This window comes from Streptomyces sp. NPDC003032, from assembly GCF_053591415.1.
This window is the reverse complement of the sequence record NZ_JBSFTT010000011.1, coordinates 131,206-153,363: the sequence shown is the minus strand read 5'-3', so window position 1 is coordinate 153,363 and position 22,158 is coordinate 131,206. Positions and strand designations below refer to the sequence as shown.

At 70.6% G+C, this 22,158-nt stretch carries 18 protein-coding genes and 1 pseudogene; 11 read left to right on the top strand and 8 right to left on the bottom strand.

The window, feature by feature from the left end:
- The first annotated feature begins 41 nt into the window (after positions 1 to 41).
- From ACWDZ7_RS17950 to ptlD, 6 genes are all read left to right on the top strand, one after another.
- Positions 42 to 1,106, top strand: a complete 1,065-nt coding sequence (locus tag ACWDZ7_RS17950) for a branched-chain amino acid aminotransferase (protein ID WP_451797942.1) — start codon at positions 42 to 44, stop codon at positions 1,104 to 1,106.
- A 309-nt stretch (positions 1,107 to 1,415) separates the two neighbouring features.
- Positions 1,416 to 2,612: a pentalenolactone synthase gene (gene penM, locus ACWDZ7_RS17945; RefSeq protein WP_451797940.1), complete on the top strand. Its 1,197-nt coding sequence runs from the start codon at positions 1,416 to 1,418 to the stop codon at positions 2,610 to 2,612.
- Between the two features lie 32 nt (positions 2,613 to 2,644).
- Positions 2,645 to 3,496 carry a 1-deoxypentalenic acid 11-beta-hydroxylase gene (gene ptlH / locus ACWDZ7_RS17940; RefSeq protein WP_451797939.1) on the top strand — a complete coding sequence of 284 codons (852 nt, stop codon included), beginning with the start codon at positions 2,645 to 2,647 and terminating at the stop codon, positions 3,494 to 3,496.
- Positions 3,497 to 3,560: 64 nt separating this feature from the next.
- Positions 3,561 to 5,051 carry an MFS transporter gene (locus ACWDZ7_RS17935; RefSeq protein ID WP_451797938.1) on the top strand — a complete coding sequence of 497 codons (1,491 nt, stop codon included), beginning with the start codon at positions 3,561 to 3,563 and terminating at the stop codon, positions 5,049 to 5,051.
- A gap of 43 nt (positions 5,052 to 5,094) precedes the next feature.
- Entirely contained in the window at positions 5,095 to 6,909 is a 1,815-nt protein-coding gene (gene ptlE, locus ACWDZ7_RS17930) for a neopentalenolactone/pentalenolactone D synthase (RefSeq protein ID WP_451797936.1), read from the top strand.
- A 34-nt stretch (positions 6,910 to 6,943) separates the two neighbouring features.
- On the top strand, positions 6,944 to 7,879 hold the full coding sequence (gene ptlD / locus ACWDZ7_RS17925; protein ID WP_451797935.1) for a neopentalenolactone/pentalenolactone F synthase: 936 nt from the start codon (positions 6,944 to 6,946) through the stop codon (positions 7,877 to 7,879).
- Here ptlD and ACWDZ7_RS17920 read toward each other — a convergent pair.
- The 5 genes from ACWDZ7_RS17920 to ACWDZ7_RS17900 form a co-directional block, all read right to left on the bottom strand.
- Positions 7,836 to 9,023 carry an acyl-CoA dehydrogenase family protein gene (locus tag ACWDZ7_RS17920; RefSeq protein WP_451797933.1) on the bottom strand — a complete coding sequence of 396 codons (1,188 nt, stop codon included), beginning with the start codon at positions 9,021 to 9,023 and terminating at the stop codon, positions 7,836 to 7,838. The genes ptlD and ACWDZ7_RS17920 overlap by 44 nt on opposite strands.
- A 126-nt stretch (positions 9,024 to 9,149) precedes the next feature.
- Positions 9,150 to 9,596, bottom strand: a complete 447-nt coding sequence (locus tag ACWDZ7_RS17915) for a ferredoxin (protein WP_451514031.1) — start codon at positions 9,594 to 9,596, stop codon at positions 9,150 to 9,152.
- 236 nt (positions 9,597 to 9,832) lie between these two features.
- Positions 9,833 to 10,390: a hypothetical protein gene (locus tag ACWDZ7_RS17910; RefSeq protein WP_451797932.1), complete on the bottom strand. Its 558-nt coding sequence runs from the start codon at positions 10,388 to 10,390 to the stop codon at positions 9,833 to 9,835.
- Between the two features lie 47 nt (positions 10,391 to 10,437).
- On the bottom strand, positions 10,438 to 11,937 hold the full coding sequence (locus ACWDZ7_RS17905) for a PepSY-associated TM helix domain-containing protein (protein ID WP_451797930.1): 1,500 nt from the start codon (positions 11,935 to 11,937) through the stop codon (positions 10,438 to 10,440).
- Positions 11,938 to 12,036: 99 nt separating this feature from the next.
- Positions 12,037 to 13,140, bottom strand: coding sequence for a cation diffusion facilitator family transporter (locus ACWDZ7_RS17900; RefSeq protein WP_451797929.1), 1,104 nt, complete (start codon positions 13,138 to 13,140; stop codon positions 12,037 to 12,039).
- A 94-nt stretch (positions 13,141 to 13,234) separates the two neighbouring features.
- Between ACWDZ7_RS17900 and ACWDZ7_RS17895 the strand changes: the two genes are divergently transcribed.
- Complete coding sequence (locus ACWDZ7_RS17895) at positions 13,235 to 13,582, top strand: ArsR/SmtB family transcription factor (protein WP_451797927.1); 348 nt, start codon at positions 13,235 to 13,237, stop codon at positions 13,580 to 13,582.
- 95 nt (positions 13,583 to 13,677) lie between these two features.
- The gene (locus tag ACWDZ7_RS17890) at positions 13,678 to 14,886 is read left to right on the top strand and encodes a cytochrome P450 (protein WP_451797925.1); all 1,209 of its coding nucleotides are present in this window, start codon (positions 13,678 to 13,680) and stop codon (positions 14,884 to 14,886) included.
- A gap of 189 nt (positions 14,887 to 15,075) precedes the next feature.
- Here ACWDZ7_RS17890 and pstS read toward each other — a convergent pair whose 3' ends face one another.
- The gene (pstS, locus tag ACWDZ7_RS17885; protein ID WP_451798110.1) at positions 15,076 to 16,146 is read right to left on the bottom strand and encodes a phosphate ABC transporter substrate-binding protein PstS; all 1,071 of its coding nucleotides are present in this window, start codon (positions 16,144 to 16,146) and stop codon (positions 15,076 to 15,078) included.
- 263 nt (positions 16,147 to 16,409) lie between these two features.
- Between pstS and argG the strand changes: the two genes are divergently transcribed.
- The 3 genes from argG (at position 16,410) to ACWDZ7_RS17870 (ending at position 19,718) form a co-directional block, all read left to right on the top strand.
- The gene (argG, locus tag ACWDZ7_RS17880) at positions 16,410 to 17,861 is read left to right on the top strand and encodes an argininosuccinate synthase (RefSeq protein WP_451797923.1); all 1,452 of its coding nucleotides are present in this window, start codon (positions 16,410 to 16,412) and stop codon (positions 17,859 to 17,861) included.
- A 170-nt stretch (positions 17,862 to 18,031) separates the two neighbouring features.
- A complete protein-coding gene (locus ACWDZ7_RS17875) occupies positions 18,032 to 18,973 on the top strand; it encodes an alpha/beta fold hydrolase (RefSeq protein WP_451797922.1) in 942 nt (313 codons plus the stop codon).
- 55 nt (positions 18,974 to 19,028) lie between these two features.
- A complete protein-coding gene (locus ACWDZ7_RS17870) occupies positions 19,029 to 19,718 on the top strand; it encodes a TetR/AcrR family transcriptional regulator (protein ID WP_451797921.1) in 690 nt (229 codons plus the stop codon).
- A gap of 4 nt (positions 19,719 to 19,722) precedes the next feature.
- Here ACWDZ7_RS17870 and ACWDZ7_RS17865 read toward each other — a convergent pair whose 3' ends face one another.
- Together ACWDZ7_RS17865 and ACWDZ7_RS17860 are read right to left on the bottom strand one after the other, a co-directional pair.
- Positions 19,723 to 20,655 (bottom strand): LysR family transcriptional regulator, encoded by a 933-nt coding sequence (locus tag ACWDZ7_RS17865; protein WP_451797919.1) that lies wholly within the window; start codon positions 20,653 to 20,655, stop codon positions 19,723 to 19,725.
- 59 nt (positions 20,656 to 20,714) lie between these two features.
- Positions 20,715 to 22,118 (bottom strand): annotated as a pseudogene (locus ACWDZ7_RS17860) (alpha-amylase); the annotation flags it as partial.
- Positions 22,119 to 22,158 lie beyond the last annotated feature (40 nt).

Genomic DNA, 22,158 nt, shown 5'->3' with positions numbered 1-22,158 from the left:
ACCTCACCCGCCCGAACCCGCCCACGCACAAGGAGATCACCATGACGTCGCTTCTGGAGCACCCCACCGTCCAGCCCGCCTCGCCCGGCCACGGGGACGCCTTCACCCAGCACCTCTACTCCATGCGGTACTCCCCCGAACGCGGGTGGTACGACGGCTCGTTGCAGCCGATGGAGAACCTGTCCCTGCACCCGGCCACCATAGGCCTGCACTACGGCCAGGTGATCTTCGAGGGCATGAAGGCGTTCCGTCAGGCCGACGGGGCGGTCGCGGTCTTCCGGCCGCGGGAGAACGCCCGCCGCTTCCGCCGCTCCGCCGCGCGCCTGGCCATGCCCGAGCTTCCCGAGGACCTGTACATGGAGGGCGTCGACCAGGTCGTCGCCGCCGATCAGGGCGCGCTCTCCGACCACCCGGACCACAGCCTCTACCTGCGTCCGCTGATGTTCGCCACCGACGTGAACCTGATGCTGCGCCCCTCGGAGGACTACCGGTTCCTGGTCCTCGCGTTCGTGGCCGGCGGCTTCTTCGGTGACGAGGTGCGCCCGGTGTCCGTGCTGATCTGCCGTACGCAGAGCCGTGCGATGCCCGACGGCACGGGCGACGTCAAGTGCGCCGCGAACTACGCCCCGACGTTCGTCGCCCAGCGCCGGGCCCAGGAGGCCGGCTGCCAGCAGGTGGTGTGGCTGGACTCCGTCGAGCGGCGCTGGGTGGAGGAGATGGGCGGCATGAACCTGTTCTTCGTACGGGGCAGCGGTCCCGACGCCGAGGTGTCCACCACCCCGCTGACCGGCACCCTGCTGCCGGGCGTCACCCGCGACTCGCTGCTCCGCCTCGCCGCGCGCCTCGGCCACCGGGTCGGCGAACGCCCCGTCTCGGTCGACGAATGGCGCGCCGGATGTGCGAGCGGCGAGATCACCGAGGTGTTCGCCTGCGGTACGGCCGCGGTGCTCACGCCGGTCGGCACCGTGCGCGACGGCGAGGGCGGTGACTGGACCGTGGGAGACGGCGAGATGGGCCCGGTGACACGGAAGCTGCGCCAGGCGCTGGTCGACCTCCAGCACGGCCGCGTCGCCGACCCGGACGGCTGGCTGCACCACGTGCGCTGACGCCGGGACGAGGTGGTCCCTAGAAAACTAGGGCTCACTTATATAAGCTCGTTGAAGCATCGGAGGGCGGCGCCTGCGGCGGTACGCGGGCCGCACCCGGCCTCCATGGCGCAATGGCGCGTCGACCCACGTCAATGGCACAAGGTGAGGAATGCGCGTCGGCGGGAATGCAACTGATTACCGATGAAATAGCCTGCTGACGCGCAGGTATTCACCTCGCATTGCTATTTCTCGCCGACGCAAAAGAACGGCGAAATTCAGGTCTCAAGCTTATTGACACAAAAAACCGAAGCCTATGATCATGACCGCATGAAGGAACTTCCGAGGTTTCCGTTCGACAACCCGGCCGTGATCGGCATCGCGCCCCGGATGCGCGCCCTGCAGCAGGAGGGGCCGATCACCAAGGTGCGGATCGCCGGTGAAGAGGCCTGGCTGGTCACCCGCTACGACGAGGTGAGGAAACTGCTCGCCGACCGTCGACTCGGTCTCAGCAATCCCCATCCGGAGCGGTCGGCCAACAGCGCGGCCAGGAAATTCATGGTCGCGCTGATGGCCGGGGACGACTACGACACCGAGGCCCCCAGGCACGCGCAGATGCGCGCGCTGCTCGTGCCTCGGTTCTCCACTCGCCGGATGCGCCTCATGAAGACCCGGATCGAGCACCACGTGGACGAGCTGCTCGACGAGTTGGCCGCCGGCACTCCGCCGGCCGACCTGCACCACGCGCTGTCGTTTCCGCTGCCGACCATGGTGATCTGCGATCTCCTCGGCGTGCCGTTGGCCGACCGGGAGCGGTTCGGGCAGTGGGCGAGAGGCACATTCGACCAGAGCGACAACACGCACTCGGCGAACACCTTTCAACAGGTTGTCGACTACATGACGGAACTGGTGGCGCGCAAGCGGACCGAGCCGGGCGACGACATCCTGTCCGAGCTGATCGCCGACAAGGACGGCTCGCTGTCCGATGCGGAGATCGCCCACCTGGGAAACGCCGTGCTGCTGTTCGGCTACGAGACCACCATTGTCCGTATCGACCTGGGCACCCTGCTGCTGCTGCGCAATCCGGCCCAGCGTGCCCTGCTGGCCGAGAAGCCCGAACTCGCGCCGGCCGCGGTCGAGGAAATCCTGCGCCTAGGCGTCGGCGGCAAGGGATCCAACGCGCTGATACCCCGCTACGCGCACGGCGACATCACCGTCGGCGAGACAGTGATCCGGTCCGGAGACGCGGTGAAGCTGGCCATCGGCGCGGCCAACTACGACAGCCGGGCGTTCCCCGACGGCGACCTGTTGGACCTGACCCGGGAGAAGCCCAGGTCACATCTGGCGTTCGGGCACGGCGCCCGGCACTGCATCGGCCGCACGCTGGCCCGGATCGAGCTGACCGCGGTGTTCGAGCGGCTGTTCCGCAGACTGCCCGACCTGCGGCTCGCGGTACCGGAGGAGTCGCTGCGCTGGCAGGAGCACCGGATCACCGGCGGGTTCGACGAACTGCCCGTCACCTTCTGACCCCCGCACAGACGTCACGAGGACAAGGAATCATGACGGACACTTTCAGCGACTACGTCGACTGCACGCCTCTTCTCGACGACCGTGAGGGCCTCGACCGGTTCTACGACGAGCACGGCTACGTCTATCTGCGCGGCGCCCTGGACCCCGCACTCGTGCGGAGCGCCGCCGAGCAGATGCTGGAGGGCCTGATCGCACTCGGCCACGCCGCCCCCGGCACCACGCTCGACACCCTCACCATCGACTCCTTCGAGGCGGTCGACGAGGTGGCGATGCACGACTACGTCAAGTACGACGACCTGTGGAACCACCCCTCGACCCGCAAGGTCTGGGAGAAGGTCTTCGGCGAGCCCGTCTTCGTCTTCAAGTCGACGACGATCCGCTACTACCCCTCCGCCGCGGGCTCCGCGGAGCCGAGCTTCCTGACGCCGCTGCACCAGGACGGCTTCTACATCGGCCCGAACAAGGACTTCCGCACCGCCTGGATACCGCTGCTCCCGACGACCCGCGACATAGGCGGCGTCGCCGTCGCCGACGGCAGCCACAAGAAGGGTCCGCGCGAGCACGTCGTCACCGAGAACTTCCGCCGCTTCGGCCACCCCGTACGCGGTATCCCGGCGGAGGAGTTCGGCGCCGACGAGCAGCTGCTGTTCTCGCCCATGGAACCGGGCGACGTGATCCTCTTCCACGCCTTCATGTGTCACAAGTCCATCCCGAACGTCTCGGTGGACCCGGCCGGCATGCGGATGTCGATGGACACCCGCGTCCAACCCGCCTCCTCGCACCGCGGGTTCAACGCCCTGACCCCGTGGCCGGAGTCCGCGAAGGACCCCTCCAAGGGCATCTTCTCGAAGATCACCGGCACCCCCGCCACCATCGAGTGATGTCGTCACCCCCGCACCCGCCTGAACGGTCCCCCCACAAACACCACACCTGGGTAGGAAGCGCATGACGAAACGCGAGGGCCTCCCCCCTCTGAAGGGGTCCAACCCTCTGAAGGGGTCCAACCCTCTGAAAGGACCCAACGCGACACCGGAGCCCTCGGCCGGCCCGGAACCCGCCGCCGCGGGGCTCAGTGGCATCGCCCTCATGGTGGTGCTCACCGGGTACGCCCTGTCCATCGTGGACGCCTCCATCGTCAATGTGGCGCTGACCCCGATCAGTGACGACCTCCACGGCGGTCCCGCCGCACTGGAGCTGGTGGTGTCCGGCTACGGCCTCACCTACGCCCTCGGCCTGGTCCTTGGCGGCCGACTCGGCGACGCCTTCGGCAGGCGGCGCCTGTACGCCTACGGGCTCGCGGCGTTCACCGTCACCTCGGCCCTGTGCGGACTCGCCCCGACCATGGAGTTCCTCGTCACGGCCCGGCTGCTGCAAGGCGCCGCCGCCGCCATGCTCGTACCGCAGGTGCTCGCGACGATCCAGGCGGTCACGGAGGGCCAGGCGCGCGCCCGGGCGATCGGCATGTACGGCGCGACCGCGGCCCTCGGCATGGTCATCGGGCAGATCCTGGGCGGTCTGCTCGTCTCGCTGGACGTCGCCGGGATCGGCTGGCGGTCTGTCTTCGCGATCAATGTGCCGATCGGAGTGGCCGCGCTGCTGGCCGTCCGACGCGTCCCCGCGACCAAGGCCGACGCGAAGCCGGGCTTCGACCCGCTGGGCACCCTGCTGTTCGGTGTCACCATGGTCTGTGTCCTGGCCGTGGTCGTGGCCGGCCCCGAACTGGGCTGGCCGCTGTGGCTGTGGTCGCTGCTCGGGGTCGCCGCCGTGGGGGCGCTGGCGCTGGCGCGGGTCGAGCGCGGACTGGAGGCGCGGGGCGGCTCACCGCTGCTGTCCCCGTCGGTGCTGTCCCATCCGGGGATGCGCAGAGGGCTCGCGGCGATGGTGCCGTTCTCGGCCGGCTTCGGTGCCTTCCTGTTCGTCTACGCGCTGATCGCGCAGGGTCACTTCGGCCTCGACGGGCTCGCCTCCGGCGGGGTGCTCGCGCCGTTCGCCGTGGCGTTCTTCGTGGTGGCGCGGTTCACCCCGAGGATCGCGGCGGCGCTGGGCAGCCGGATCGTCACCCTGGGCGCCCTCGTCCAGGGCGCGGGCCTGCTGCTCCTTGCCCTGGTGATCCGGCTGGGCTGGCCGCACCCCTCCCTGACACTAGTGCTCGTCGGGATCGCCCTCTTCGGCGTGGGCGCGGCGCTGACCGGCCCGACACTGTTCCGGATGATCCTCGCCGACGTACCCCCCGCGCAGGCCGGCATGGGCAGCGGTGTGCTGGTGACCAGCCAGCAGATGGCGACCGCGCTGGGCGCGACCGTCGGCGGAACCCTCTATCTGTCCCTGGCGGGTTCGCTGTCGACGGCGTCGGCGGCCGTGCTCGTTCTCGCCCTGCTGACGTGTTTCTCGGTGACCGTTCTCGTGATCAGCCTGAAGCTCCCCGACCCCCGCTGACACCCGCTGTTTCCCTTCCGTCCCCTTGCCCCGAGGAGGAGCTGTGGCCCGCGCCGAGAGCGACGACCGTAGCGATGAGACACCGACCATCGACCTGGAGGCGGTGAGGGAGAAGTACCGGCAGGAGCGCGACAAGCGCAGCGTCGGTCGCACCTACCAGTTCGCGCGCGGTGACTTCAGCCGCTACGCGCGAGACCCCTACACCGAGCGGCAGGAGCGCGAGCCGCTCACCGACGAGGTGGACGTCGCCGTCGTCGGCGCCGGCATCGGCGGCCTGCTGACCGGCGCCCGTCTGCGCGAGGAGACGGGCCTGGAGCGCATCCGGCTGATCGACGAAGCCGGTGACGTCGGCGGCACCTGGTACTGGAACCGCTTCCCCGGCGTCCGGTGCGACGTCGAGAGCTACATCTACATGCCGCTGCTGGAAGAGATCGGCACGATACCCACCGAGAAGTACTCCACCGGGCCCGAGATCTTCGCCCACCTCCAACAGATCGCCCACAAGTACGACCTCTACCGCGACGCCCTCTTCCAGACCACCGTCACCGAGCTGCGCTGGGACGAGGCCGCCGGGAAGTGGCTGGTGAGCACCGACCGCGGGGATCTGATCCGGGCCCGGTACGTGGCCATGTCGATCGGTCTGATGCACCGCCCCAAACTCCCCGGGCTGCCGGGCCTGGAGACGTTCGCCGGGCACTCCTTCCACACCAGCCGCTGGGACTTCGACTACACCGGCGGCGACAGCACCGGCGGCCTGACGAAGCTGAAGGACAAGAAGGTCGGCGTCATCGGCACCGGCTCGACGACCATCCAGCTCGCCCCGCACCTCGCCGAGTGGGCCGAGCAGCTCGTCCTCTTCCAGCGCACACCGCCCACGGTCGACGTCCGCGGCAACCGGCCCACCCCGCCCGACTGGGCGGACAGCCTCGAACCGGGCTGGCAGCAGCGCCGGATGGAGAACTTCCACGCGCTGACCTCCGGCGTCCCGCAGGACGAGGACCTGGTCCAGGACCGTTGGACCCAGACCACGGCCAAGCTGGCCGCCGCGATCCTGCCCACCGGCGACACCGGGGGCGACCCGAAGGAGCGGGCGCTCGCGGCCGAGCGGGCGGACTTCCTCAAGATGGAGGAGCTGCGCGCCCGCATCGACAGCGTCGTCACCGACCCCGCGACCGCCGCCGCCCTCAAGCCGTACTACCGCGTGTACTGCAAGCGGCCCTGCTTCCACGACGGCTACCTCCAGACCTTCAACCGTCCCAATGTGACCCTGGTCGACACCCAGGGGCAGGGCGTGGAGCGGCTCACCCCGGCCGGGGTGGTCGCGAACGGCCGGGAGTACCCGGTCGACTGCCTGATCTTCGCCACCGGCTACGAGCACGAGTTCGCCGTCCCGTACACCGACCGCGCCGGCTACGACATCGTCGGCCGCGGCGGCGTGAAGCTGTCGGAGAAGTGGGCGGACGGGGCGCACACCCTGCACGGACTCCAGGTGAACGGCTTTCCCAACTGCTTCATCCTCTCCAAGGTCCAGGCCGGCCGGCACGTCAACATCGCCTACATGCTGGGCGAGCAGACCCGGCACCTCGCGCACATCGTCAAGTGCGTCGAGGAGCGCGGCCACCGGGTCGTGGAGGCGTCCGAGGCCGGTGAGAAGGAGTGGGTCGAGGAGATCCTCCGGCTCGCCGCCAACGACACCGACTTCCTGGAGAACTGCACGCCCGGCCTCTACAACAACGAGGGCGACCCGGGCGGTCTGCCCCTGCTCAACTCCAGCTACGGCGGCGGCTCGGTGGAGTTCGTGAACATCCTCAGGCGCTGGCGCGAGGCGGGCGACCTCGCCGGCCTCGAACTGCGCTGACCACCCCACCCTTCTGCGAAAGGCGGCAACGCCCATGGATATAACGCCGATACCGGGCGCCGCTCTCGGCGCCGTCGTGCACGGCGCCCCTGTCACCGGCGACATGGACCAGACCCGGTCCGAGGAGATCTGGGCGGCGCTCGACGCGCATCTCGTACTCGTCTTCCGCGGCCACGAGACGCCCTCCTCCGAGGAGTTCCTGGCCTTCGGCCGCCGCTTCGGTTACATCCCGAAGACCGGTCTGACCAGCGGCGCCCACCCCGACCACAACGAGATCCTGATCGTCTCCAACCTGGTGGAGGACGGTCGCAGGATCGGCGTCGGCGACGCCGAGTGGATGGGCTGGCACACCGACTACTCCTTCCGCCCCCGCGTCTCCCAGGTCGGCTTCCTGGAGGCCGTGGAAGTGCCGTCCTCGGGCGGCGGGGAGACCCTCTTCACCGACATGTACGCCCTGTACGAGTCGCTGTCGCCCCAAGAGCGCCTGCGCCTGCACTCCTACCGGGTCCGCCACGCCCTGCGCACCGGGTACGAGGAGACCATCGAGGAGGAGCTCCAGGGCGAGGTGTCCCTCGGCGAGAGCACCGCACAGATCAGGGCCGAGGACGGCACCTCCACCATCCACCCGCTGATCGCCCGCAATCCGCGCACCGGCCGCCAGTCGGTCTACATCAGCACCCTGAACACCAAGCGGATCGTGGACCTCGCCCCCGACGACAGCCGCAAGCTGCTCGACGAACTGCTGTCGCACGCGGGCAAGCCCCAGTACACCTACGCCCACACCTGGCAGCCCGGGGACATCGTCATGTGGGACCAGCTCGGCACCGTCCACGCCAAGCAGGCCTTCGACCCGGCCGAACGGCGCGTCATGCGCCAGGTCGTCAGCATCTTCGACGACCCGACCGCCCCCTGGCGCGCGGAGGCCGCTAGCGGCGGACGCGCGGCATCCCCAGGCCGATCCAGGAGATGATCTCCCGCTGGATCTCGTTGTTCCCGCCACCGAACGTGAAGATCACGGCCGAGCGGTAGCCGCGCTCCAGTTCGCCGTGGAGGACCGCCCCCGCCGAGCCCTCCTTCAGGGCGCCCGCCGCGCCGACGACCTCCATCAGCCAGGCGTACGCGTCACGGCGCGCCTCCGAGCCGTAGACCTTGACGGCGGAGGCGTCCTGCGGGGTGAGCGTGCCTTCCTGGACGGCGTTGACCATCTGCCAGTTGAGGAGCTTCATGGCGTCGAGCCTGGTGTGGGTCCTCGCCAGGCATCGGCGGACCCAGCCGAGGTCGATGACGCGGCGGCCGTCGACGAGCTTGGTGTCCATGGCCCACCGCTGCACGTTGTGCAGGGCGCGGATCGCCGTGGTGCCGTGGGCGGCGAGGGTGACGCGTTCGTGGTTGAGCTGGTTGGTGATCAGGCGCCAGCCCTTGTTCTCCTCGCCCACGCGGCGGGAGACGGGGACGCGGATGTTCTCGTAGTAGCTCGCGGTGGTGTCGTGCGAGGCCAGGGTGTTGATGAGGGTGCAGGAGTAGCCGGGGTCGCTCGTCGGGACGAGGAGCATGGTGATGCCCTTGTGGAGCGGGACGCCTTCCTCGGGGGCGGCGGTGCGGACGGCGAGCCAGACCCAGTCGGCGGTGTCGCCGTTGGTCGTCCAGATCTTCTGGCCGTTGACGACGTATACGTCGCCCTCCCTGACGGCTCTGGTCCTGAGCGCGGCGAGGTCGGTGCCCGCGTCGGGCTCGCTGTAGCCGATGGCGAAGTCGAGTTCGCCGGAGAGGATCCTCGGCAGGAAGTAGCTTTTCTGCTCCTCCGTGCCGAACTGCATGATCGTCGGGCCTACGGTGTTGAGCGCCATGAGCGGCAGCGGGACGCCGGCCTGCGCGGCCTCGTCGGAGAAGATGAACTGCTCCATGGGCGTGAGCCCGCGCCCGCCGTACTCCTTGGGCCAGCCCACCCCGAGCCAGCCGTCCGCGCCGAGGCGCCGGACGGTCTCCCGGTAGAACCGCTTCTGGGCGGCGGGGTCGGCGTAGCGCGCGTAGACGTTGTCCGGCACCAGTTCGGCGAAGTACGCACGCAGCTCGGCGCGCAACTGCTGCTGCTCGGGCGTGTATTCGAGGTGCACGGCCCCTCCAGGCTCTTACTGGCTCGCTCGGCCTCGGACTCGACGGCTTGAGACTTGAGGCTTGAGGCATGACGGCGCACACAGTAGAACGCGTTTCAGAAATAGGGAATGCCGGTGACGGGGCGGTCAACCCAGTGTCGTGAGGAAGTCGTCGCAGGCCTTGGCGCAGCGTCGGCAGGCCTCCGCGCAGGTGGCCGAGGCGGGGCGCAGGTCGCAGAGGTCCGCGCACTGGAGGCAGATGGCGCGGCACCATTCGACCTGCATACGGACCCGCTGCTCGTCCTGGTCGGCCTGGTCTGCCTGCTCGCCGAGGAGGCGGGAGGTCGCGTCGCACACGTCGGCGCAGGCGGTGTCGACGCGGGGCGTGTTGCCCGGCTCGGCGGGGCCCTGCCGCCGGGCGCACGCGCGGACGCAGTCGTCGCAGGCCTGCGCGCAGGCGAAGCGGTCTTCCAGGTACCGGACGAGATCCTGGTGGCTGCGCTCCTCCCGCGGCTCGCTCGCGGGCGCGGGATGCGCGGTATGAGCGCGGTGCGCGGGGTGCGGGACGGTCGGTGAGGATGACGTGGTTGTCACGGGACCTCTCCCTTCGGTCCCGCACGGGTAGCCGGGCCGGAGCGGGCGAAACCCGACGGTGCGGCAGCTCGGACCCTGGGGCCAGGAGGCAGCCGTAAGAAGTCATGAGGGAGCCCCGCCGCGACGGGGGAGACACGGCGGGGCCCAATCTTCGAGTGCCCGCTCAGGAGCCCGTCACACACGTCAGCCCGAATCTCTTGTTCCGGGATCGGGCGGCGCCGTCGCGGGCGCGGTGCTCAGTGGGTGTCCCACCAGCGGGGCGCCTGGTCGTCGGGCTCGTCGGGGCTCGCGAAGTGGAAGCGCACGCCGAACATCTCCGCCAGCGCCTCCCCGGCCCGCCGCGCCTCCTCCGCCTCCGGCCATGGAGGCACCTGCCCGTTGAAGATCCGCAGGTCGGAGCCTTCACGGAAGGTCGTGAGGCGTAGCTCGCGGTGAGGGTCGGCTGCGTCCGCCGTGCCGGGGAAGACGGCCACGAGGTCCACCATCCAGCCACTCGAATCCCCGTCCCAGACCGCCTCGATCACCACGGGGCGACCCGGTTCGGCGCTGACGCGGTCGGCGAGGTCGGTCACCGTGGGGCGGGCCGGACGGGCGATCCGGTCTGCCAGGACCTCGTGGCGAGCGGCCACCACGTCCTGGCACGCGTTCAGGCCGGGGCGAGGCTCGGCGAACCCCTCCCCGTCGAACGCCTGCCAAATCTCCTTGACCGCCCACACTCGGCGCCCCGCGACCACCAGCTCGTCCACTCGCTCCCGCGTGACCGGCGGCAGCGCGTCCCATATCCCTGTATCCACCGCCCCATTACAGCGTGCGGAGGGCGCCCGGAGGCCCGGCCCCCGGCCTAGCCGTACGTCCGCCTCCCCCGCCGGTACGCGATCTCGCCCAGCGCGATGTCCACGGCGAGGAACGCCGCCAGCGGGATGCCGAGCAGGGGGACGAAGTAGCCGAGTACCGCGATCCCCGCCATCAAGGGGACCAGGATGTACGCCGGTACGTCCTGCCAGGCGCCGCGGGCCATCGGGCGGCCGAAGGAGGAGCCGCGGCCTCGCTGCCACCACATCCGGTAACCCCACACGATCAGCAGGATCAGACAGAGGGCGAGCGCGGCGAGCGCGATCTGGTTGGCGATGCCGAAGAGCGAGCCGGCGTGCGCGTCGATACCCCAGCGCGAGAGCTTGGCCAGCACCGGATAGTCGTCGAACCGCAGGACATCGGTGACCTCGCCGTTCGCGGGGTTCACGGCGACCGCGTCCTGCTTCTCCGGCCAGCTGCGCTGGATCTGCTTGACGACGTACGCCGACGACCCGGATGAAGCGTCGGCGGGCGGGACGATCTCCACGGGGTCCGAAAGGCCTTGGCCGCGCGCCGACTTCAGTACGGCGTCGAGTCCGACATCTGCGGCGGTCTTCCCGCTTCCGGCACCGGTGGACTCCTCACGCGGACCGCCCGCCGCCGCGCCATGCCCGGAGTGCTCTCCTCCGGCGTCCGCTCCGGGCTCCGCTCCCGGCGTGACGCTCGCCGTCACCGCGGGCGTGGACTGGCCGATGGCGTCCCGCAGATCGCTGATGCTCTGGCCCGCGTACGTCGACCAGGTCAGCCCCGTCGCCGACAGGAAGAACAGACCCACCGCCGCCCAGACGCCCACCGAGCCGTGCAGCGTCAGCGTGCGGCGACGGCCCGTCGTATTCCGCAGCTTCCGCTGCGCCCTGCGGCGCCCGAACCACAGGACGAGGCCGCCGCCCGCGATCACCCACAACCAGCTGGCCGCGAGTTCGCTGTAGAGACGGCCCGGCTCGCCGAGGTGCAGATCGCGGTGGAGTTCGTCGATCCAGGTGCGCAACGGCAGGGCGCCGGACGCGCCGTACTGCTCAAGGGCGCCGCGCACCTCGCCCGTGTACGGGTTCACGAAGACGGCGAGCGTGCGATCGGGGTCGACGCCCGGCACGCCGGAGAGCAGGACGCGCGTGGTGGCGCCGTCCTCCGGCGCGGGCCGGACCGCGCCGATCGTCCCTTCCGGGTGCGCCTTACGGACGGCTGCCACCTGCCGCGCCAGGGGCAGTTCGCGCTTGTCCGCCGCGACGGGTACGCGCAGTTCGTCGGCGTACACGATCTTCTCGGCCTGGTACGAGCACGCGTACAGAAGGCCCGTCGTGGCGGCGACCAGGAGGAACGGCGCGATCAACAGGCCGGCGTAGAAGTGCAGGCGCAGGACCAGCGGACGCAACGACGCCCAGCCGGACCGCTTTCCGAGGGGCGGGGCCTCCGCGGCGTGGGGCGACTGCGGAGGCACGGCTGGCTGCTGCCCGTCGCCTTCGGCGAGGACGGTGGGTTCGGCGGGCATGAGGCGTTCTCCTGGATCGACGGGCCGCGGCCCGGCTGCGACCGGGCCGGTCCAGGAGTCGGCCCGCGAGTCGGCCCAGTTCCCGCCGCCTCGTGTGACCTACAGCACTTCGGCCGAGGCGGGTGCGTGATGGGCCAGGGGCAGATGTGGGTCGCGCTCTCCCGCGGCGGGTGCCGGGTCGGCGTGGACCAGGGCCGCCGTCAGGCGCGGGACCGCGTGCAGCAGTGCGTGCTCGGCCTCGACGGCGACGTGGTGCGCCTCGCGCACGTTCAGCGATCCGTCCACGACGACCGCCACTTCGGCGCGCAACCGGTGGCCGATCCAGCGCATCCGAAGCTCGCCGACCGCTCGTACGCCACGCACCTCCACAAGCGCACGCTCCGCCGCGTCGACGAGCGCCGGGTCCACGGCGTCCATGACACGGCGGAACACCTCGCGGGCGGCGTCCCGCAGGACCAGCAGGATCGCGGCCGTGATCAGGAGGCCGACCACGGGGTCGGCGAGCCGCACGCCGAGGGCGGCACCGCCCGCTCCGATCAGCACGGCGAGCGAGGTGAATCCGTCCGTACGCGCGTGAAGTCCGTCCGCGACGAGCGCGGCCGAGCCGATCTCGCGGCCGACGCGGACGCGGTAGCGGGCCACGCCTTCGTTGCCGACGAAGCCGATCACGGCGGCGAGGGCGACCACGGGGACATGGGTCATGTCGCGTGGATGCAGAAGCCGTTCGACGGCCGTCCAGGCGGCGAACGCGGCCGAGGCGGCGATCGTGAGGACGATGACGAGGCCCGCCAGATCCTCGGCCCTGCCGTATCCGTACGTGAAACGGCGCGTGGCGGCCCGCCGGCCAAGGACGAAGGCGATGCCGAGCGGCACCGCGGTCAGGGCGTCGGCCGCGTTGTGCACGGTGTCACCGAGCAGGGCGACGGAACCGGACATCGCCACGACGACCGCCTGCGCGAGGGCCGTCAGGCCCAGTACGCCGAGGGACACCCACAGCGCCCGAATGCCGCGCGCCGAACTCTCCAGCGCTGTGTCGACCTTGCCCGCGGAGTCGTGGGAGTGGGGGGTGAGGAGGTGCCGGAGGCGGTGACGTTGGGGGTGGGGGTGCTGGTGCTCGTGTAGGCGTCGGTGCTCGTGCTCGTGCTCGTGCTCGTGCTCGTGCTCGTGCTCGTGGGGATGCTGGTGCTCGTTGGGGTGATTCACGTGGTGCTGCCCCTTCCGATGCGACGCGGACGGCGTTCCGGCCGGTCTGGACACCGGCCGCCCAGCCCCCCATTATGTGCGTGTGAGCGCACGCATGCATCTATCACCTGCGCACCATGCGCATCCGCACAGCCCTGGCGTGGAGCAGTTCACCCTCGCCGCCGACCTCTTGGCGCTCCTCGCCGACCGCACCCGCCTGGTCCTGCTCCGCCGGCTGACCGAGGGCGAGGCCGACGTGACCACACTGACCGAGGTCTGCGGCGCCGCACGCCCCGCCGTCAGCCAGCACCTGGCGAAGCTGCGCCTCGCCGGACTGGTCGGCACGCGCAAGGAAGGCCGCCGCGTCGTCTACGCGCTCCGCGACGACCATCTGAGCCAGATCATCGACGAGGCACTGAACCTCGCGCATCACCGGCTCGGCATCCCCGTCAGCACCACGTGACGCCACTTGCCGCCACTGTGAGCCAACTTGGCTCGTAATGGCGTCGCCCATGTGCCATGCTGGCGTCACGGCGCTCTCTGCATCGGAGGAACCACATGCGGCACGACCTGCCGAACGACCCCTTACGCCTGCCCACCACCCGCCCCTCGGGCTGCCCCTTCGACCCGCCCGCCGAGTTCGCACGGCTGCGCGAGGAGCGGCCGCTCACCCGGCTGGCCTTCCCCGACGGCCACGTGGGCTGGCTCGCCACCAGCCACTCGGCGGTCCGCTCGATCCTGAGCGACTCCCGCTTCAGCTCGCGCTACGAACTCATGCACTTGCCCTACGGGGCCGGGCTGACAGGGCCGCTCAGCCCGGCCCCGATCGGCGACCTCACCGGGCTCGACGCGCCCGAGCACACCCACTACCGGCGGCTGCTCCTAGGCAGGTTCACGGTGCGCCGGATGCGGCTGCTCACCGAACGCGTCGAGCAGGTCACCGCCGAGCGCCTCGACGCCATGGAGCGCCAGGGACCCACACTCGACCTGGTGAAGGCGTACGCGCAGCCCATCCCCGCGCTGTTGATCTGCGAACTCCTCGGAGTCCCCTACGCCGACCGCGAGTTCTTCCAGCGCAACACCGCGACGCTCATGACGCAGAGCGCCGGCGAAGAGGAGCTGGTCGCCGCCCTCAACGCGGGCCAGGAGTACCTCCACAAGCTGGTCCTCGCCAAGCGGGCGGACCCCACCGACGACCTCCTCAGCGATCTGACCAGCAGCGACCTCAGCGACGACGAGCTCGCCGGCATCGGGTCCTTCCTGCTGGGCGCGGGCCTGGACACGACCGCCAACATGATCGCGTACGGCACCTTCGCCCTCCTGAGCAACCCGGACCAACTCGCCGCCCTGCGCGCCGATCCCGGCATGGCCGACACGGCCGTCGAGGAGCTGATGCGCTATCTGACCATCGCGCAGACAGGGGCGCGGACCGCGCTGGAGGACGTCGAGGTGGCGGGCCAGCTGGTCAGCGCGGGCGAGACGGTCATCGTCTCCATGGAGGCCGCCAACCGCGACCCGGAACGCTTTCCCGACCCCGACGCCCTGGATCTGCGCCGCAAGGCCACCGGCCACCTCGGGTTCGGCTACGGCATCCACCAGTGCCTGGGGCAGCAACTGGCCCGCGTCGAGATGCGGGTCGCCCTCCCCGCGCTGCTCGCCCGCTTCCCGGCGCTGCGGCTCGCCGTCGCACCCGAGGACGTTCCGCTGCGGACCGGCATGAACGTCTTCGGCGTGCACGAACTGCCCGTCACCTGGGGCGCGGAGTAGGGCCGGCAAGCCACCGGGAACGGCATCGGAGCAGCCGCCAGGGACTCCGCCGAGGCATGCCCGGCCCGAGCCGTCACCGTGATCGAGCACCGCCGGACCGGCGGCGCCCCCTCACGGTGCTCTCACCAAGACCGCCTCGGTCACACACCGGGGCAGGCCACCTCTGCGGGTGCGGTCGGCCGCTCCCGGTCAGGCGAGCGTGCGGATCACGTCGCGCACCTGACCGGCGACGGACTCCGGCAGCGGCGCGTAGTGCAGCCGGGACAGCGGCTCCTGCCCCGCCTCGCTCGCGGTGTGGCCGAGGAACGACTTGAGGGCGGGCAGCGTCTCCTTCCGGTTCCCCTTGTCGCACACGATCTCGTACGTGACCTGCACGATCGGATACGCACCGGGCGTCGAGGCGCCGTAGCGGAACTTCAGCGTCATGTCCTTGCCCTTGCCCGCGACGCGCGCGGCCGCGATACCGGCCGACGCCGTCGTGGGCGTCGGCTCGACGGGGGCGGGCGCGCCCGTGTCGATGCTGACCGTCTTGATGTCGCGCGCCCGCGCGAAGGACAGCTCGAAGTACCCGATCGCGCCGAAGCCGGAGGTGACCTCCGAGGCGACGCCGCTCGACCCGCTCGCGGACGCGCCGCCCCTGCCCTGCCACGCCTTGCCCGCCGGGTGGTCCCAGACCTCGGGGGCGGCGCCCGCGAGGTAGGCCTGGAAGTTCTGCGTGGTGCCGGAGTCGTCGGAGCGGTGGACGGGACGGACCGGCATGGAGGGCAGCTCGGCGCCGGGGTTGAGCCGCTGGATTCTCGGGTCGTCCCAGCTGGTGATCCGCCCGTCGAACATCCTGGCGAGGGTCGGCGCGTCCAGGACCAGATCATCGACGCCGGGCAGGTCGTATCCGATCGCGATGGGCCCGCCGACCATGGGCAGATCGATGGCGCGACCGCCCCGGCAGACCTTCTTGGACAGGTCGACCTCATCGCCCTTCAACGCGCTGTCGGAGCCGCCGAACGCGGTGGCGCCGCGCAGGAACTGGGCGCCCCCGGCCCCGGACCCGATCGGGTTGTAGGCGATCCGCACGCCGGGGCAGGCGCGTTGGTACTCCTTGATCCAGTGCTTCATCGCGTTCTGCTGGGCACTCGACCCCGTCCCCTGGACCTTCCCCGCCTCCGCGCAGTCGATCCCGGCGACGGCCGCGGGAACGGCGGACGCGTGGTCGTCCCCGTCCCCCTCCCCGAGCCCCGCGAACCCGCAGCCCGCCAGAGCCATCGACAGCACGGCCGCCAGCGAGCCTGCCGCGAGCGTTCTCCTGCCTTGGTACGTACGTCCTGGGCGTGGGCGTGGATGTGGGCGTTGCAACGTTGTCCCTTCGGGATGCGCGACCGGACCTGCCGCGACCGGACCTGCCGCGATCAGACCTCAGAGGCTCGCCGATCAAGGACGACGGCAGGTGACGCCCGGGCGAACATCGGACGACGTACCGCCCGCCCAGGGTGTTTGCATGGCCATGCGTTCTGATGCATACTCTTGCTATGTCCAAGGTTCTCACCTCCCTCCCCACCGGCGAGCGCGTCGGCATCGCCTTCTCCGGCGGCCTCGACACCTCCGTAGCCGTCGCCTGGATGCGCGACAAGGGCGCCGTCCCGTGCACGTACACCGCCGACATCGGCCAGTACGACGAGCCCGACATCGCCTCCGTGCCCGGCCGTGCCTCCGCGTACGGCGCCGAGATCACCCGACTCGTCGACTGCCGGGCCGCGCTGGTCGAGGAAGGCCTTGCGGCGCTCGCCTGCGGCGCGTTCCACATCAAGTCGGGCGGCCGGCCCTACTTCAACACCACGCCGCTGGGGCGCGCCGTGACCGGCACGCTCCTGGTGCGGGCCATGCTCGACGACGGCGTGCAGATCTGGGGCGACGGCTCCACGTTCAAGGGCAACGACATCGAGCGGTTCTACCGCTACGGCCTGCTGGCCAACCCGCATCTGCGGATCTACAAGCCCTGGCTGGACGCGGACTTCGTCACGGAGCTCGGCGGCCGCAAGGAGATGTCCGAGTGGCTGGTCGCGCACGACCTGCCCTACCGGGACTCGACGGAGAAGGCGTACTCCACGGACGCCAACATCTGGGGCGCCACGCACGAGGCCAAGACCCTGGAGCAGCTCGACACCGGGCTTGAGACCGTCGAACCGATCATGGGCGTGCGGTTCTGGGACCCGTCGGTGGAGATCGACACCGAGGACGTCACCGTCGCCTTCGACCAGGGCCGGCCGGTCTCCATCAACGGCAAGGAGTTCGCCTCCCCGGTCGATCTGGTGATGGAGGCCAACGCCATCGGCGGCCGCCACGGCCTCGGCATGTCCGACCAGATCGAGAACCGGATCATCGAGGCCAAGAGCCGCGGCATCTACGAGGCGCCCGGCATGGCGCTCCTCCATATCGTCTATGAGCGCCTCGTCAACGCGGTCCACAACGAGGACACCGTCGCCGCGTACTACAACGAGGGCCGGCGCCTCGGCCGTCTTCTCTACGAGGGCCGCTGGCTGGACCCGCAGGCGCTGATGGTGCGCGAGTCGCTGCAGCGCTGGGTCGGCGCGGCGATCACCGGCGAGGTGACCCTGCGGCTGCGGCGCGGCGAGGACTACTCGATCCTCGACACGCGGGGCCCGGCGCTCAGCTACCACCCGGACAAGCTCTCCATGGAGCGGACCGAGGACTCGGCGTTCGGCCCGGTGGACCGGATCGGCCAGCTCACCATGCGCAACCTCGACATCGCGGACTCGCGCTCCCGCCTCGAGCAGTACGTGGAGCTGGGCTTGGTCGGCGCCGCCGTCCACCCGACGCCGATCGGCGCCGCGCAGGCCGCCTCGACGGGTCTGATCGGCGCCATGGACGCGGGCGGCGCCGAGGCGATCGCCTCACGCGGCGAGACCACGGACGAGGAGACGATGCTGGACCGCGCCGCGATGGAGTCCGGCACGGACTGAGAACGGTTCACCGGTGCGGTACGCACCTGAGCGGCGGGCCCGGCGGATTCGTTCCGCCGGGCCCGCCGTGCGTGCGCCGCGCACAAGCGCCCCACACCCCCGCCAAGTGACCGCTCCTCGTCGTCGGGGCCCCTGTACATTTGAACCCAACGTCAAGTTCAATACTGCCCATGACGACACATACGCCGGTCAGCGCGTGGGAGCGCGTCGCGACGCGCCGGGTGGAGACGGGCGGCATCACGCTCCGCGTCTTCGACCACGGCGACGGGCGGCCGGGCAGGCCGCCGGTGGTGCTGTGTCACGGCTTCCCTGAGCTGGCGTTCTCCTGGCGGCACCAGGTCTTCGCGCTGGCGGCGGCCGGCCACCGGGTCCTGGTGCCGGACATGCGCGGCTACGGAGGCAGTTCGCGCCCCGAAGACGTCGACGCGTACGACGTCCTGACGCTCTGCTCCGACCTGGCCGGGGTGCTCGACGACGTCGGCGCGGACGACGCCGTCTTCGTGGGGCACGACTGGGGCGCGTCCGTGGTGTGGCACATGGCCCTGGACCGCCCGGAGCGGGTGCGGGCGGTGGCCGGGATGAGCGTGCCCGTGACGCCGCGCGCCCCCGCGCCGCCCCTGCCGATCCTGCGCTCCCGCCTTGGGGACGACTTCTACATGGCGTGGTTCCAGGAGCCGGGCGTCGCGGACCGGGCGTTGAGCCGCAACGTCCGCAGGACCCTCGTCGCGAAGGAGATCTGGTCCGCCGAGTGGGCCGCCCGCCCCGACGAGAAGTTGCCGCCCCCGCCGTGGCTGAGCGAGGAGGAACTCTCGTACTACGTCGACACGTTCGAGGAGACCGGATTCACCGGCGGCCTCAACTACTACCGCAACCTGGACCGCGACTGGGCGCTCACCGAGCACCTCGACGGCCGTGTCATCGCGCAGCCGTCGCTGTTCGTCACCGGCTCCAAGGACCCCGTCGCCCGCTTCATGCCGGCGGACCGCCTCGACCGGGTGCTGACCGATCCGCGGGGGCGCGTCGTGCTCGACGGCGCGGGCCACTGGATCCAGCAGCAGCGGGCCGATGAGGTGAACGCCGTTCTTCTCAAGTTCCTCGACGCGGTCGGCTGATAGCATCCGCTGCCACCGGTGAGGTAAAGGCTCGAACGACAGTGAATGGACCGCAGTGGCTGCCCAGGCCCCGGCCGCAGACGGCGGCCAGAAGCAACCGATCACCCCACGCAGCGCGCGCGGCGTCCGGACCCGCAACACGCTGATCGCCGCCGCCCGCGAGGTCTTCGAACGCGACGGCTACCTGGACGCCCGGATCACCGACATCTCCAAGGCGGCGCAGGTCGCCTCCGGGTCGTTCTACACGTACTTCAACAGCAAGGAAGAGATCTTCCAGGCGCTTGTCGAGCAGGTGCAGGAGGAGATGCTCCACCCGCATCTGCGCGAGCGCACCGGCATCACCGACACCCGTCAGCTCATCGACGCCTCGAACCGCGAGTACCTGCGGGCGTACAAGAAGAACGCGCGCCTGATGGCGCTGTTCGAGCAGGTCGCCCAGGTCGACGAGCAGTTCATGGCGCTGCGCGTCGAGCGCGGCAACGCCTTCGCGCGGCGCAACGCCAAGCTGATCCGCACGCTCCAGGAGAACGGCGAGGCCGACACGAGCCTCGATCCGCTGGTCACCGCGCACGCCCTGTCCGTGATGGTGAGCCGCATGGCCTACATGGTGTTCGTGCTGGGGCAGCGCATCCCGTACGAGCGGCTCGTGACGACGCTCAACAAGATCTGGGAGAACGGGCTGCTGCTCACGGACCGCGCACCCGAAACCGGTTCCGGTTCCGGTGTCGGTCCCGGTGTCGACTAGTCGGCTAGTAGTCGCGCGCGGACTCCAGCAGGTGGTTTCGGACCAGGGCGACGTGCGGGTTGTCCGAGGAGCCCGGGCGCTGCACGAGGTAGCCGGTGTTGATCGGCGGGTCCTCCGGGTCGTTCAGCAGGATCAGCGCCCCTGAGGCCAGCTCGTCGAGGCACAGGTAGCGGGGCAGCACGGTGAATCCGGTGCCGCCCACCACCGCCGCCTTGACCGCGCGCAGGTCGGGCATGGTGACGGCGGGCTCGCACACCAGGCGCTTGCCGAAGACGTGGCGCCAGTAGCGGCGGACGATGGGCATGTCCTCGGCGTACGCCACCAGGGGGACGCCGCGCAGTGCGGCGGGACCCAGGGCGGTGATCCGCTCCGGGCCGCCGACGCGCTGGGCCCAGGCGCCCGCGGCGACCAGCACGAACTCCTCGTCGGCGAGGGGCACGGAGGCCACGGCCCGGCCCCGGGGCCGGGCCGTGGCGACCACCAGGTCATGCCGGCCCGCGCGCAACTCCTCCAGGAGGTCGTCCGTGAGGCCCGTCGTGATCCGCAGCCGGACACCCTTCTCCACCAGGGACGCGAGGCCGGGCAGCACGCAGTGCGAGAGGAATTCGGCAGGTCCCGCCAGATGGACGGGGTCCGCCGAGCCGTCGCCGCCGTGGCCCGCGACCTCGGCCAGGGCGTCCAGGGGCTCGACGATCCGGGACGCCAGTTCCTCCGCGAACGGCGCGGGGGCGGCGCCGCGCGGCAGCCGCTCGAACAGCTCCCGGTCGAACTGCCGCTCCAGGGAGCGGATCTGCGCGGTGACCGTGGACTGCGAGAGCCCGAGGAGGCGGGCGGCCGCGGTGAAGGACCCGGAGCGGTAGACGGCGAGGAAGGTGCGGAGCTGGTTGAGGTCCAGCGACCCTGCCTCTGCCTTTCCCTGGGCCTCTGTCTTTCCCATACGGTGAGCCTAGGGGACCAGCGGGCCGACCTCGCGCGAAGGCATACCGGTCAGGAGCCGCACGTCCTCGCCCCCACGTGAAGCGCGACCGCCGTGTTGGCGCCGAGCGTGGCGGTGAACCGCCCGGAGGAGTCGACCGCGACGCGCTTGCCGGACTGGACGTCGCAGTAGGCCCCGGCGGGCAGCGAGGTCTGGAAGGTGCGGTTCAGCGAGGAGCCCTCGTGGTTGATCGCGACGTACGCCTTGTCGCCGCGGCCGAAGGCGATCTGGTCGCCGCCGTTGTCCCACCAGTGCGTGACGGCCTGGCCGCGCGCGGCGTTGCGGAAGGCCACCATGCCCGAGATCTCGCGCCACGCGTGCTGGCACTTCCAGCCGTCGGAGTAACAGGCCTTCACCGCGCCGCCGTTGGGAGGCCCGGCGTCGCGGTCGGAGAACTCGTATCCGGAGTGGACGTCGGGCGCCCCGTACGGCCAGGCGAGCATGAAGACGTTGGCCAGGGTGTAGTTGGCGCCGTCCTTGTAGCTGAGGGTGTCGCCGCCGCGCTCGGTGTCGTGGTTGTCGACGAAGACGGCGGACTTCCCGGAGGCCATGTAGCCCCAGCCCTCGCCGTAGTTCTTCAGGTAGGCCAGCTTCTCGTTGGTGAAGACGCGCTTGAGGTCGCGGGCGTACCGGAACTCCTGGACGTCTCCGTTGCCGAGGTACTCGCTCGGCGAGACCGCCTCGCCCGCACCGTGGATGGCCTCCTGCTTCCAGTACACGCCGGGGTCGCTCAGCCGTGACTTGATGTCGGCCAGGTCGCCGGCCGGCATGTGCTTGGCCGCGTCGATCCTGAACCCGTCGACGCCGAGCGAGAGCAGGTCGTTGAGGTAGGCGGCGATCCGGCCGCGTACATAGCCCTCGCCGGTGTCCAGGTCGGCGAGGCCCAGGAGTTCGCAGTTCTGTACGTTCCCGCGGTCGCCGTAGTTGTTGATCTGCGACCGGCAGTCGTCCATGTCGGCGCCGGACCAGATGCCGGGGTAGTCGTACTTCGTGTACGCCGAGCCGCCCGTGCCGGTCCCCGACGCGGCCGCCATGTGGTTGATCACGGCGTCCGCGACGACCTTGACGCCCGCGCCGTGGCAGGTGTCGACCATGTTCTTGAAGGCCGCCCGGTCACCGAGGCGACCGGCGATCTTGTAGCTGACCGGCTGGTACGAGGTCCACCACTGACCGCCCTGGATGTGCTCCTGGGGCGGTGAGACCTGGACGAAGCCGTAGCCCGCGGGGCCGAGCCGGTCCTTGCACGCCTTGGCGACCGAGTCGAAGCGCCACTCGAAGAGGACGGCGGTGACGTCCTTGCCGCCGGGCGGGGCCGCCTCGGCCTCGGGCGTCGGCGCGAAGAGGCTCCCGAGGACTCCGGCCGCGAGGGCGAGCGTGACGGCGACGGGCCTTCTGGCTATGTGCGTGGGCGCTGGGCCGTTCATGGGGCCTCCAGTGGGGGATCGCTTGCAGAATCTTGCAGAT

Coding starts and splice junctions, on each gene's coding strand:
- ACWDZ7_RS17890 (WP_451797925.1), top strand. CDS start 13,678: ATGCGGCACGACCTGCCGAACGACCCCTTACGCCTGCCCACCACCCGC.
- ptlD (WP_451797935.1), top strand. CDS start 6,944: ATGGATATAACGCCGATACCGGGCGCCGCTCTCGGCGCCGTCGTGCAC.
- ACWDZ7_RS17875 (WP_451797922.1), top strand. CDS start 18,032: ATGACGACACATACGCCGGTCAGCGCGTGGGAGCGCGTCGCGACGCGC.
- argG (WP_451797923.1), top strand. CDS start 16,410: ATGTCCAAGGTTCTCACCTCCCTCCCCACCGGCGAGCGCGTCGGCATC.
- ACWDZ7_RS17905 (WP_451797930.1), bottom strand. CDS start 11,937: ATGCCCGCCGAACCCACCGTCCTCGCCGAAGGCGACGGGCAGCAGCCA.
- ACWDZ7_RS17950 (WP_451797942.1), top strand. CDS start 42: ATGACGTCGCTTCTGGAGCACCCCACCGTCCAGCCCGCCTCGCCCGGC.
- pstS (WP_451798110.1), bottom strand. CDS start 16,146: ATGGCTCTGGCGGGCTGCGGGTTCGCGGGGCTCGGGGAGGGGGACGGG.
- ACWDZ7_RS17935 (WP_451797938.1), top strand. CDS start 3,561: ATGACGAAACGCGAGGGCCTCCCCCCTCTGAAGGGGTCCAACCCTCTG.
- ptlH (WP_451797939.1), top strand. CDS start 2,645: ATGACGGACACTTTCAGCGACTACGTCGACTGCACGCCTCTTCTCGAC.
- penM (WP_451797940.1), top strand. CDS start 1,416: ATGAAGGAACTTCCGAGGTTTCCGTTCGACAACCCGGCCGTGATCGGC.
- ACWDZ7_RS17895 (WP_451797927.1), top strand. CDS start 13,235: ATGCATCTATCACCTGCGCACCATGCGCATCCGCACAGCCCTGGCGTG.
- ACWDZ7_RS17865 (WP_451797919.1), bottom strand. CDS start 20,655: ATGGGAAAGACAGAGGCCCAGGGAAAGGCAGAGGCAGGGTCGCTGGAC.